This is a genomic window from Pseudoalteromonas neustonica, from assembly GCF_001653135.1.
In the GTDB taxonomy this organism is placed as follows: domain Bacteria; phylum Pseudomonadota; class Gammaproteobacteria; order Enterobacterales; family Alteromonadaceae; genus Pseudoalteromonas; species Pseudoalteromonas neustonica.
Window position 1 is genome coordinate 180535 of record NZ_BDDS01000007.1, and the last position, 12560, is coordinate 193094.

At 38.5% G+C, this 12560-nt stretch carries 9 protein-coding genes and 1 pseudogene; 9 read left to right on the forward strand and 1 reads right to left on the reverse strand.

What is annotated here, in order from left to right:
- The 9 genes and pseudogenes from A7967_RS12470 (at position 1) to galU (ending at position 9732) form a co-directional block, all read left to right on the forward strand.
- A complete protein-coding gene (locus A7967_RS12470; RefSeq protein ID WP_064435736.1) occupies positions 1 to 633 on the forward strand; it encodes a sugar transferase in 633 nt (210 codons plus the stop codon).
- Positions 623 to 1666, forward strand: a complete 1044-nt coding sequence (locus A7967_RS12475; protein ID WP_064435737.1) for a hypothetical protein — start codon at positions 623 to 625, stop codon at positions 1664 to 1666. The genes A7967_RS12470 and A7967_RS12475 overlap by 11 nt, the downstream gene beginning before the upstream one ends.
- Entirely contained in the window at positions 1659 to 2681 is a 1023-nt protein-coding gene (locus A7967_RS12480) for a GNAT family N-acetyltransferase (protein ID WP_054452764.1), read from the forward strand. Before A7967_RS12475 ends, A7967_RS12480 begins: the two co-directional genes overlap by 8 nt.
- Positions 2681 to 3856 (forward strand): DegT/DnrJ/EryC1/StrS family aminotransferase, encoded by a 1176-nt coding sequence (locus A7967_RS12485; RefSeq protein WP_064435738.1) that lies wholly within the window; start codon positions 2681 to 2683, stop codon positions 3854 to 3856. Before A7967_RS12480 ends, A7967_RS12485 begins: the two co-directional genes overlap by 1 nt.
- 73 nt (positions 3857 to 3929) lie before the next feature.
- A pseudogene (locus A7967_RS12490) lies at positions 3930 to 4385 on the forward strand (four helix bundle protein).
- 221 nt (positions 4386 to 4606) lie between these two features.
- Positions 4607 to 6559, forward strand: coding sequence for a nucleoside-diphosphate sugar epimerase/dehydratase (locus tag A7967_RS12495; RefSeq protein ID WP_064435739.1), 1953 nt, complete (start codon positions 4607 to 4609; stop codon positions 6557 to 6559).
- Between the two features lie 61 nt (positions 6560 to 6620).
- A complete protein-coding gene (locus A7967_RS12500; RefSeq protein WP_064435740.1) occupies positions 6621 to 7787 on the forward strand; it encodes a nucleotide sugar dehydrogenase in 1167 nt (388 codons plus the stop codon).
- Between the two features lie 15 nt (positions 7788 to 7802).
- Positions 7803 to 8813, forward strand: a complete 1011-nt coding sequence (locus A7967_RS12505; protein ID WP_064435741.1) for an NAD-dependent epimerase — start codon at positions 7803 to 7805, stop codon at positions 8811 to 8813.
- A 10-nt stretch (positions 8814 to 8823) separates the two neighbouring features.
- The gene (gene galU, locus A7967_RS12510) at positions 8824 to 9732 is read left to right on the forward strand and encodes a UTP--glucose-1-phosphate uridylyltransferase GalU (RefSeq protein WP_064435748.1); all 909 of its coding nucleotides are present in this window, start codon (positions 8824 to 8826) and stop codon (positions 9730 to 9732) included.
- 437 nt (positions 9733 to 10169) lie between these two features.
- On the opposite strand, the gene A7967_RS12515 is transcribed toward galU, so the two are convergent.
- Entirely contained in the window at positions 10170 to 12242 is a 2073-nt protein-coding gene (locus tag A7967_RS12515; protein WP_064435742.1) for a M13 family metallopeptidase, read from the reverse strand.
- Between the last annotated feature and the right edge of the window lie 318 nt (positions 12243 to 12560).

Genomic DNA, 12560 nt, shown 5'->3' on the forward strand with positions numbered 1-12560 from the left:
ATGTATCGTATTATTTTTAAGCCCTTTTTAGACTTTATTGTTGCGGCTATCCTTTTAATTCTTTTATTCCCACTAATTTTTATTTCCTTTATTTTTATTAAATTAGAAGACCCTAGCGGACCTGTTTTATTTAAGCAAAAACGCATAGGCAAAGATTCTAAAGAGTTTAGAGTTTTTAAACTCAGAAGTATGAAAGTAAGAACACATGATAAAAGCGGTAAAGAATTAACAGATCATGAGCGTATGCTGCGATTTGGGGAGCTATTTAGAAAGTTAAGTATAGATGAGTTGCCACAATTAATAAATATACTGAGGGGCGAAATGAGCTTTATTGGTCCTCGCCCTTTACCGATAATCTATGGGCCGTATTATAATAAAAATGAAAATCGTAGGCATGAAATTAAACCTGGGATTAGTGGTTGGGCTCAGGTTAATGGTCGAAACAGTATATCTTGGGAAGATAAGTTTAAGCTTGATGTAGAGTATGTTGAGCGTATTGGTTTGGTTTTTGATATAAAAATTGCCTTTTTAACTGTTTATAAAGTTTTTGCTAAGTCAGATGTCGTTGTACGTGGAGAGAGTACTAACATCGATTTTCATACGTATAGGCAAGAGCAAAATAATGGAAAGTAAGTTATGGGAAATTGGCAGTGACTTTAATGCGGTATCAGGTAGCTTATGTAGTCTTGATAGTTGGCCTTCAGAAGCATTATTTTTGGCAAGTGGTCGTTCACCTGTTCTTTTATTAAAGAACCTACTTGCAGAGCGTGTGCTTTATTATCCTGATTATTTTTGTTGGGATGTAATCGAGTTCTGGAAAGCTCATGGAATAAAGACCAAAGCGTACCGTGTCTTTTTTGCAGATAATCAAATAAAAGTCGACTTTAGTAGCGTACCTAATAATGCGGCGGTTCTTGCTGTTAATTTTTTTGGCTGTGACAAGGGAGATTTATGGAAGCGCTTTAAGAGTGATAATGATATTTTACTCATTGAAGACCATTCACACTCGCCAATGTCTGAATGGGCAAAAAGCAGTAATGCTGATTTTGCTTTTTCATCTTTGCGCAAAACATTACCTATTCCTGATGGTTGCATTTTCTGGTCTCCTAATCATAGCGAAGTCCCTGTAGTTGCGATGAAGCCTTTTGACTCAAGTTTGAAGTTAGAGGCTATGAAGCTAAAAAGTGAATATTTTGAAGGGATTGAAGTTGATAAAAATACTTTTTTAGAGCTATTTACTGCTGGTGAACAGCATTTGGCTGAGAGTGAGCCATGCTTTATCTCAGATAATAGCCATAAGAAGATTTTAGGCGGATATCCTATCGAATATATGAATATTCGAAAGAGCAACCAACGGTTGTTTATAGCTAACTTGAGTGTCCTCGTACGTAAAAATGTTGAGCTATTTCATTTTGCCGACTTTGCAGTTCCATTTGGAGCCGTATTAAAATGCTCGACTCCAGAAATAAGAGCTCGGCTGAGAAGCCATTTGATTGCTAATAAAGTTTATTGTCCTGTACATTGGCCGCAGAAGAAGGGCTGTGTATCGCAGGAGAGTCTTTCTTTATCTGAGCAAATTATTACAATCCCTATCGATCAACGTTATTCATTAAAAGATGTTGGATTGGTAGCTCAATTAATTAATAGATTTTTTGAAAATGAATGAATTTAAAGTAATAACAGTAAAAGATGAGTGGTGTAAAGAACTTACTGACTATAGAAGTGATTGGTATCATAGTTGGGATTACCATGAAATGGCATTTAAAAATAATGAAGGTAAACCGATACTTTTTGTTTTAGCTAATGATTCCAATGAGAGTATCGCATTGCCTTTACTGCTTCGTGATATTACAGGCTCCGAACATAAAGATATGACATCAGTTTATGGTTATCCGGGGTTTTTGCTTTCAAGTGATGATGCAATTAATTTATTTGAACAGTTCCTTGAGCACTTACTTGTTTGGTCTAATAATAACTCAGTTGTGTCAATTTTTTCACGCCTTAACTCTTTGCTAGTAGATGCTAATGCATTAAAAGGGTGTTTCCCTAATGGTGAAACAGTGGTTGTTGATCTGAGTAATGATGAGGATGAGCAAAAAAGGCGTTATAGGAAAAATTATCGCAACCTATTAAGGCGATTAGAAAAGGATGGGTTTAAAGCTGACTGGTCAAATTCTCAAGAGAGCATTGATGACTTTAAATCTATTTATCTAGCGACAATGAAAGGTTTGGATGCTGGCGATTATTACTTCTTTGATGACGCATATTATGATGACTTATTGAATAGCACTGGCTTTGAGGTAAGGATTTATAATGTATGGTTAAATGAGATTAAAGTTTGTTCAGGCATGTTTGTATTTTGTGATGATATTGTTCAATATCATCTCAGTGGTACTTTGCAAGAGTATAAAGATTTAGCACCAACACGAATGTTGATAGATCAAGCACGAAAAGATGCTACCGAATTAGGTTTCAAATATTTACATTTAGGTGGTGGTTTAGGTGGTGGTAGAGATAGCCTATTTAATTTTAAGTATGGTTTTTCGAAAGAATCTATTGAGTTTTTTGTTTTTAAAATGATTACGAATATGGATGCGTATAAAGAGTTAAGTAATTTAACTGAGGTTGACGCAGTTCCTGAATCAGGTTACTTCCCATTATATAGAAAGGTTAATGAGTAATGTTAAATACCCCTTTTTCTCCTTGGCCTAGCTTCACTCAAGAAGAGGCCGATGCTGTAAGTCACGTAGTTTTGTCGAATAAAGTAAATTATTGGACGGGTACTGAAGGCCGTGAATTCGAAAAAGAATTTGCTGCATGGGCTGATTGTAGCTATGCCATAGCCTTAGGTAACGGGACTTTAGCACTTGATATTGCGCTTAAAGTGTTAGGTATTGGGGTTGGTGATGAAGTTATAACCACACCGCGTACTTTTTTAGCATCTGCGTCAAGCATTGTTACAGCGGGTGCTGCTCCTGTGTTTGCTGATGTTGACTTAAACAGCCAAGCAATTACGGTTGAGTCAATTAAGGCGGTGCTTACACCAAACACTAAAGCCGTTATTGTTGTACATTTAGCGGGTATGCCTGCTGAAATGGACGAGATAATGGCGCTCAGCAAAGAACATGGTTTTTATGTAATTGAAGACTGTGCACAAGCGCATGGCGCTAAGTATAAAGGTAAGTCTGTGGGCAGTATAGGCCACATTGGCGCGTGGAGTTTTTGCCAAGATAAAATAATGACTACTGGCGGCGAAGGCGGCATGGTAACCACAAACTCTAAAGAGCTATGGTCCGCTATGTGGAGCTATAAAGATCACGGTAAAAGTTTTGATGCAATTTATAATCGTGAACACCCACCAGGGTTTAGATGGTTACACGAAAGCTTTGGTACTAACTGGCGCATGACCGAAATGCAAGCTGTACTTGGTCGTATTCAATTAACCCGCATGACAGAGTGGACAACCAAACGCCAAGCGTATGGTTTGCAGCTAGATCAAGCCGCAGGTGATTTTGACTGTATTCGCTTAGTTTTAGTGCCTGAGTATAGTGAGCACGCTGAATATAAACATTATATGTTTATTAAACCTGAGTGTTTAGCCGAGGGTTGGGATCGTGACCGTATAGTAAACACCATTGTAGAGCACGGCGTACCTTGTTTTCAGGGGAGTTGTTCTGAAGTGTATTTAGAAAAAGCGTTTGATAACACCCCGTGGCGTCCTGAAACTCGCCTACCAAATGCTGTTGAGTTAGGTGAAACGTCAATTATGTTTTTAGTTCACCCAACTTTAACCGAAGCTGAGATAGCAAAAACAACCCAAGTTATGAAAGAAGTGTTTGCATTAGCGAGTAAGTGAAAGGTTGCTAGGGAAGAGGCTAGGACCTAGACTCCTAGCAACTAGAATCTATATTTCAAAGGAAGGGGCCTCAATGCAATTTGAAAAACTGGATGTTTGGAAAAGAGCTTCACGGTTAGCTTGTAATATATATAAAGTTACTAAAGATTGTAAAGATTATGGCTTTAAAGATCAGGTAACGCGTTCAGCGGTTTCGATTCCTTCAAATATTGCAGACAAAATTGTAGGAGCATATTTTGAACGCGCTTGCGCGGCCTCGAAGAGGTGAGATAAATGGACTTATCGAATAACGGTTGAAAGAGGGAGCACTAATGATGAATCTAGATTTTTATATTACGCTAAAGGTTCTGCTGGTGAATTAGTTACACAACTTTACATTGGCATTGAAATTGGATTTATAGAAAAAGGTCATGGATTAAAGCTAATATCTGAAGCTAAAGAAGTTGCAGCGATTATTGCGGCGTTAATTAAACGCAGAAAGGGATTTGTGAAAGAGCAAGAGTCCAACTATGGTACTGATAGCTCCTAGCTCCTAGCTCCTAGCTCCTAGCTCCTAGCTCCTAGCTCCTAGCTCCTAGCTCCTAGCTCCTAGCTCCTAGCTCCTAGCTCCTAGCTCCTAGCTCCTAGCTCCTAAGATCTAGCTAATTTAGGCTATCTACTCTATAATTCATGAAATTTTAACAAGTAAAAGCACTATTTTGTGTACTTTATTTTTTAAATCAATCAAATACAAGAAAAAGGGAACTTGTTGTGGATAGCTACATCAGATCTATTTTAAATGCATCGCGTGGTACAAAGCGTGTCATCACGTTATTTATAGACTCGCTCTTTATTGCGGCAGCATTTTGGCTAGCTTTAATTGTACGCTTAGATAGCCTTGCCCCTTTTAGCGATCTTGATAATTGGCTGCTTTTAGCTTTATTAATCCCCACTGCATTATTTGCATTTATTAACTTAGGCTTATATCGAGCTGTACTTAGATACATGAATGCACAAGCATTATGGGCAATTGTACTAGGCACCGTTATAACCACAGTTAGCTTGGTGTTATTGTCGTTTTTTGTTGGTATTACTATCCCGCGCACTATGCCATTTATTTTTGCTTGGTTATGCTTATTAACAGTTGGTGGTTCGCGTGTATTGGTACGAGCCATGATTGGTAAAATGGCAACGGCAAATAAAGAGTCGATTATTATTTATGGGGCTGGATCTGCAGGGCGACAATTAGCCACTGCGTTAGGTGCTGGGCCTGAATATTATGTACGCGCATTTATTGATGACGATGAGACAAAGCAAGGTTCAATCATTCAAGGTATACCAGTAATTAACTTTAAAGGTATTTACGAACTAATTAATAAAGGTAAAGCGACTAAAGTTTTACTGGCCTTACCAAGTGCAACTCGAGCAAGGCGTAAAGAAGTGTTAGCGCAATTAGAGCCGTTAACTATTAAAGTGTTATCAATCCCTGGTATGGCCGATGTGGTTGAAGGTAAAGCTAAGCTATCAGAGTTTCGTGATGTTGAAATTGAAGATTTATTGGGCCGAGACCCAGTAACACCTAAACCTGAATTAATGGCTGCTAATATTACCGGTAAAGTGGTAATGGTAACAGGCGCTGGCGGTTCTATTGGGTCTGAGCTTTGTAGGCAAATAGTTAGGCAGCAACCTAAAAAATTAGTGTTATTTGAAATATCAGAATTTGGCTTATATTCAATAGAAAAAGAGCTAAATGAGTACATTATTAATAACAGCATTGATTTAGAGCTAATACCAATAATGGGCTCTGTGCAGCGCATTAATCGTATTGAAACAGTAATGATGGCATTTGGCGTACAAACGGTTTATCACGCTGCGGCTTACAAGCATGTTCCACTGGTTGAGCACAATGTAGTTGAAGGTGTGCGTAATAATGTATTTGGTACATTTTATGCGGCAAAAGCGGCTGCAAATGCGGGTGTTGAAACATTTGTATTAATTTCGACGGATAAAGCGGTTCGTCCAACAAATGTAATGGGCGCGACTAAGCGAATGGCTGAGTTAGTGCTACAAGGTTTAGCGCAAACTAAAGGTAAAGGTCATCGTACACGTTTTTGCATGGTGCGTTTTGGTAATGTACTTGGCTCGTCGGGTTCGGTTGTGCCGCTATTTCGTAGGCAAATTAAAGAAGGCGGACCTATTACGCTTACTCATCAAGATATAACCCGCTTTTTTATGACAATACCAGAAGCAGCGCAGCTTGTAATACAAGCCGGCTCTATGGGCAAAGGTGGTGACGTATTTGTGCTTGATATGGGCGAGCCAGTTAAAATTAAAGATTTAGCAAGTAAGATGATTCGTTTATCTGGCTTTGAAGTAAAAGACAAAACTAACCCACATGGTGATATTGAAATTCAATGCACAGGCCTTCGCCCAGGTGAAAAGCTATATGAAGAGCTATTGATTGGTGACAATGTTGGCCAAACGACTCACGAGCGTATAATGACAGCTAGTGAGGTAATGCTGCCATTACCTGAGTTAAATGTATTTTTAGAGGCACTCGACATAGCTTGCCATAACTTTGATCACCAAGTGATTCGTCAGTTATTATTAGATGCACCAACAGGGTTTAATCCAACAGACGGTATTTGTGATTTGGTGTGGAATGCAAAGCATGAGCTACCAGCAACTAATGAACTTGCAAAGGTAGTTAATTTAAAAAGTTAACGACCTTTGCAGTTAACACCTCAGATTTAAAAAATTAGAATTAAAGTTTAAGGATATTTAAATGAAAATTGCAGTTGTAGGTACGGGTTATGTTGGCCTGTCAAACGCTATGCTACTTGCACAAAATAACAAGGTTGTTGCACTAGATATTGATGAAAATAAAATTGCGCTTTTAAAAAATAAACAGTCGCCGATCGTCGATGTTGAAATTAGCGATTTTTTAAAAAATAAGCTATTAAATTTCACAGCAACAACAAATAAAGAGTCTGCTTTAGTTGATGCCAAGTTTGTGATTATTGCGACGCCAACTGATTACGACCCCGAGACTAACTATTTTAATACAAATACAGTCGAATCAGTCATCCAAGATGTTCTGAAAATCAATCCAACTGCTACTATGATAATTAAATCAACAGTTCCCGTTGGTTATACTCAATCGGTGAAGGACAAATTTGAAACCGATAACATTATGTTCTCACCAGAATTTTTACGTGAAGGCAAAGCGCTGCACGATAACTTATATCCATCACGCATTATTGTGGGCGAACAAAGTGAGAGAGCACAAATTTTTGCTAACTTATTAGCACAGGGTGCGCAAAAGCAAGATATTGATATTTTATTTACCGATTCAACTGAAGCTGAGGCTATTAAGCTTTTTTCTAACACTTATTTGGCTATGAGAGTTGCTTACTTTAACGAACTTGATAGTTATGCTGAAAGCCATGGTTTAAATGCAAAGCAAATAATTCAAGGTGTGAGTTTAGATCCGCGAATCGGTAGTCATTATAATAACCCATCGTTTGGCTATGGTGGTTACTGTTTACCTAAAGATACAAAGCAATTACTCGCGAATTATAAAGATGTACCAAATAATATGATAGGTGCAATAGTTGACGCTAACACTACTCGTAAAGACTTTATTGCTGATTCAATTATTAGGCGTAATCCTAAAGTTGTTGGTGTATTCAGGTTGGTAATGAAAACTGGCTCTGATAATTTTAGAGCGTCTGCAATTCAAGGAATAATGAAGCGCATAAAAGCTAAGGGAATTGAGGTTGTTATTTTTGAACCAGCTTTAGCCGATAACGCTTTTTTTAACTCCCGAGTGATTAAAGATCTAAACGAATTTAAAGAACTTGCTGATGTTATTGTATCTAACCGTATGGCTGATGACCTATTAGATGTTGCTGATAAGGTTTATACTCGTGATTTGTTTGGCAGCGATTAATTTAAAGGAATATAAATGAAATATTTAGTAACTGGTGCTGCCGGTTTTATTGGTGCAGCGACTTGCCAAAAGTTGTTAGCCGCGAATCATACAGTAGTTGGGATTGATAACCTGAACGACTACTATGATGTCAATTTGAAGCTAGCACGTTTAGCGCAATTTGAAAACGACTTTGAATTTACATTTGTTAAAATGGATATTGCTGATCGTACCTCAATGACAGAGTTGTTCAAACATGAAAAATTTGATCGAGTTATTCATTTAGCCGCACAAGCAGGAGTTCGCTACTCTATTGAAAATCCTGATGCTTACGCAGACTCAAATTTAGTTGGACATTTAAACGTATTAGAAGGGTGTAGGCATAATAAAGTACAACACTTGGTTTATGCTTCTTCTAGTTCAGTATATGGGTTGAATGAAAAAACACCATTTGAAACTACAGATAGTGTTGATCATCCGGTATCGTTTTATGCTGCAACAAAGAAAGCTAACGAGCTGATGGCACATAGTTATTCACACTTATATAACTTACCAACTACAGGGCTACGCTTTTTCACCGTTTATGGGCCTTGGGGTCGTCCTGATATGGCGCCATATATTTTTACTAAAAAAATTCTTAATGGCGATACAATTGATATAAATAATAATGGCGATATGTGGCGCGACTTTACTTATATTGACGATATTGTTGAAGGTGTTATTAGAGCTTCCGATGTTGTTCCTAAAGCTGATGTAAATTGGAAAGTCGAGTCAGGTTCGCCGTCATCTAGCTCAGCGCCGTATAAAGTATATAATATAGGCCATGGTAGCCCTATAAACTTGATGGACTTTATTACCTCAATTGAATCTGAGTTGGGTATTGAAGCAAAAAAGAATTTTCGCGAAATGCAAGCTGGCGATGTTTATAAAACATTTGCTGATACCCAAGATTTATATATTGCAACAGGCTATAAACCTTGTGTAGGTTTAGAGCTTGGTGTAAAAAACTTGATTGATTGGTATAAAGATTTTTATGAAAAACAATAAAGGACTAACTATGAAAGCTGTTATACCAGTTGCAGGGCTAGGTACGCGTATGTTACCTATGACTAAAGCAATTCCAAAAGAAATGTTACCACTAGTTGATAAACCTCTTATTCAATATATTGTGAATGAATGTGTTGCTGCAGGAATAAAAGAGATTGTGCTAGTAACTCATAGTTCAAAAAATGCTATTGAAAACCATTTTGATACAAGTTTTGAGCTTGAAGCCACGTTAGAAAAGCGTGTTAAGCGTAAGTTATTAGATGAAGTACGCTCAATTTGCCCGCCAGATGTCACTATTTTGCATGTACGCCAAGGTGAAGCAAAAGGTTTAGGTCATGCTGTCTTATGTGCCAAACCAATTATTGGTGAAGATGATTTTGTTGTGGTTTTACCCGATGTAATTCTTGATGCCTATACGGCAGATCAAAAAAATGAAAACCTAGCCGCAATGATAGCTCGTTTTAAAGCTACGGCAGCTAGCCAGATCATGCTTGAGCCTGTACCACAACAAGACGTAAGTAAATATGGCATTGCAGACATTGGTGGTGTAGCTATTAGTGCCGGTGAAAGCGCAAAAATTAAAACGATGGTTGAAAAGCCGAGTATTGAAGATGCACCATCAAACTTAGCTGTTGTGGGTCGTTATGTTTTATCAAAAACAATTTGGTCGCTACTGGCTAAAACACCTATTGGCGCTGGCGGTGAAGTACAGCTAACCGATGCAATCGATATGCTTATGGAAAAAGAAGTCGTAGAGGCATTTCATATGAGCGGCCGTGCTCACGATTGTGGTGACAAACTTGGTTATTTGAAAGCGATTGTTGAGTACAGCATGCGCGATGAAAACCTTGGTGAAGAGTTTTCAAGCTTTATTGCAGGTTTAGTGCAATCAGATAATAAACACTTAAAGGCTATTTAAAATAGCTTTAGACTCGCTGCTTTATAAAAAGATGGCTTATGTCACCGTTTTTTAAATTATAAAGCAGTCACGGCTAAAGCCTGTGCCTACGGGTTACTTACACGTAGGAGAGCGCTTTAGCGTCGATGGTTTTACGCTGTATTCAAACGAATTATCATAGCCAAAAAATAAGCATTTTCACGGCTGAAGCCTGTTCCTACGGGTTACTTACACGTAGGAGAGTGCTTTAGCGCCGATGGTTTTACTGTATTTAAACGAATTATCATAGCCAAAAATAAGCATTTTCACGGCTAAAGCCTGTTCCTACAACTACTTTTGTTTGGGCAATAAAAAGCCACCTATTTTAAGGTGGCTTTTTTGATCGCAAGAATGGTGATGTTAATTCTATTGAAACATTACTACTCTAACGAGCTAAATAACTTACAGTGTAATCAGTATTACCAGATCTTTACGCGATCTTCTGGTTTGATATACATTTTATCGCCTTCTTTTACGTCGTATGCTTTATAAAATTCAGGCATGTTCGATAAAATACCAATTACACGGTAATGGCTTGGCGAATGCGAATCTGTCATTAGGCGATTACGTAACTCTTCGTCACGATATTTACGACGCCAAATTTGTGACCAACCCATAAAGAAGCGCTGGTCGCCAGTGTAGCCATCAATAATCGGTGCTTTATCATTTCCTAAAGATAGCTGGTACGCAGTGTGGGCAACGGTTAGGCCGCCTAAATCACCGATGTTTTCGCCTAATGTAAGCTCACCATTAACGTTCGCATCTTCAAATGGCTTATATTCGTTATATTGTGCGACTAACTGACCTGTACGCTCACCAAATTGCTTAAGGTCTGACTCACTCCACCAGTTACGTAAATTGCCGTCACCATCGTATTTAGCGCCTTGATCATCAAAGCCATGACCAAGTTCGTGGCCAATTACAGCGCCAATTGCGCCATAATTTACTGCATCATCAGCGTCTAAGTTAAAAAATGGTGGTTGTAAAATCGCGGCTGGAAATACAATTTCATTATTAACCGGGTTGTAATAGGCATTAACGGTTTGTGGTGTCATGTGCCATTCAGAACGATCTACTGGTTTACCTAATTTTGCAATCATATCTGCGTATGACCATTCGCTATGGCGAATATAGTTGCCTACGAGCTCATCAGCATTAATACTTAGCGCTGAGTAGTCTTTCCAGTTGTCAGGGTAGCCAATTTTTGGTGTGAATTTATCGAGCTTTTCTTTTGCAGCAAGTTTAGTTTCTGGGCTCATCCATTCAAGGTTTTCAATTGCTACGCCATAGCCTTTGATCACGTTATCAACGAGTTCTTCCATACGCGCTTTAGCTTCAGGCGGGAAGTTTTCTTTAACGTAGACTTTGCCTAAAATTTCACCTAGCACACCATTTGACGCATCAACAGCTTGCTTCCAAAGTGGGGCTTGTTCTTCTACGCCGCGTAATGTTGTGCTGTAAAAGTTAAAGTTTAAGTCAACAAGGTCTTTATTTAGTAGGCCTGCATAGTTGCTTACAAAGTGAAACTTAAGGTAATTTTGCCATGTTGTTACATCGGTTTTTGCGTAAATATCGGCAAATTTTTCAAAGTAACTTGGTTGACCCACTATGATATCAGTAGTATTCACGCCAGATGCTTTAAAATATTCAACAAGGTCAAAGCTTCCTGTTAATTTACTGGCATCAGCTACACTCATTTTATTGTATGTTTTAGTTGCATCACGCTGCTCTACACGACTCCACTGCGCTTGTGCAATATTGGTTTCAAGTGCAACAATAGCTTTTGCTTGTAGCTCTGGTTTTTGTACACCAGCACGCTTTAATACTTCAGTTACGTAGGTATTATAAGCCGCGCGGATTTTAGTGAATTTTTCATCGTCTTTTAAGTAATAATCACGATCAGGTAAGCCTAAACCTGATTGGTAAGCATACAAGGCATATTCGCTTGAATTTTTTGCGTCATTATTTACATACCAACCAAATGGAGCGCTGCCGCCTTGCATGCGAAGTTGCGCCATTAATGTAACGAGGTCAGACTTGTTTTTTACTGCGTCAATCGTATTTAGCTGTGTCATTAGCGGTGAAATGTTAAGTTCTTCACGCGCATTTTCGTCCATGTAGCTTTTAAAGAAAGCGCCAAGTTTGTACTCATCACTGCCTGGTTTTGCTGTTGTACTTGCTGCTGCTTTTTCAAGTACTGTTTTCATGGCTTTTTGTGATTCGTCATATAGCTGTGAAAATGAGCCGTAGTTAGATTTATCACCTGGGATTTCTGTCGTTGCTAGCCATTGGCCGTTTACGTGGTAGTAAAAATCATCCTGAGCACGGACTGATTTATCCATGTTCGCTAATTCAATGCCTGAATTTAATTGTTCAACTGGTGCGCTAACCGCCGCTGTTTCTGGGGCTTTTGTTTGTTCTTGTTTATCGCCACAGCCGATTAGTCCCAAAGCAAGTGCAATACTTGCTGCAGTAAGAGTTACTTTTTTCATGAGAGTCTCGTTTGTTAGTTGTTGTATGAATAATCAGTTAACCGAATAAATAAAGTATTTCGATAGAATATTCTCTGACCCCATCTTAAACCTGTTCGTAACAACAATAAACCAGTTACACGCAACGATAGTAGCTAATATGTAACAAAGTTTATCGAAGAGCAGAATCAAAGCTGTTCAAGCCGATGTAGGTGTGAGTTTACCTCGCGCGGTTTGGTGTTTTTGTTAATTTGCGCGGCGTAAAGCCCAGCCTACGGCAAATTTAAGAATGGATGTTTGGTTTATTTGTAGGCGGGAGTTATCTCCACAGTTTGGTTT

What these genes read in the sequence shown, in the direction of transcription:
- A7967_RS12470 (WP_064435736.1), top strand. Translation starts at nt 1, where the DNA reads ATGTATCGTATTATTTTTAAGCCCTTTTTAGACTTTATTGTTGCGGCT.
- galU (WP_064435748.1), top strand. Translation starts at nt 8,824, where the DNA reads ATGAAAGCTGTTATACCAGTTGCAGGGCTAGGTACGCGTATGTTACCT.
- A7967_RS12475 (WP_064435737.1), top strand. Translation starts at nt 623, where the DNA reads ATGGAAAGTAAGTTATGGGAAATTGGCAGTGACTTTAATGCGGTATCA.
- A7967_RS12485 (WP_064435738.1), top strand. Translation starts at nt 2,681, where the DNA reads ATGTTAAATACCCCTTTTTCTCCTTGGCCTAGCTTCACTCAAGAAGAG.
- A7967_RS12515 (WP_064435742.1), bottom strand. Translation starts at nt 12,242, where the DNA reads ATGAAAAAAGTAACTCTTACTGCAGCAAGTATTGCACTTGCTTTGGGA.
- A7967_RS12480 (WP_054452764.1), top strand. Translation starts at nt 1,659, where the DNA reads ATGAATGAATTTAAAGTAATAACAGTAAAAGATGAGTGGTGTAAAGAA.
- A7967_RS12505 (WP_064435741.1), top strand. Translation starts at nt 7,803, where the DNA reads ATGAAATATTTAGTAACTGGTGCTGCCGGTTTTATTGGTGCAGCGACT.
- A7967_RS12500 (WP_064435740.1), top strand. Translation starts at nt 6,621, where the DNA reads ATGAAAATTGCAGTTGTAGGTACGGGTTATGTTGGCCTGTCAAACGCT.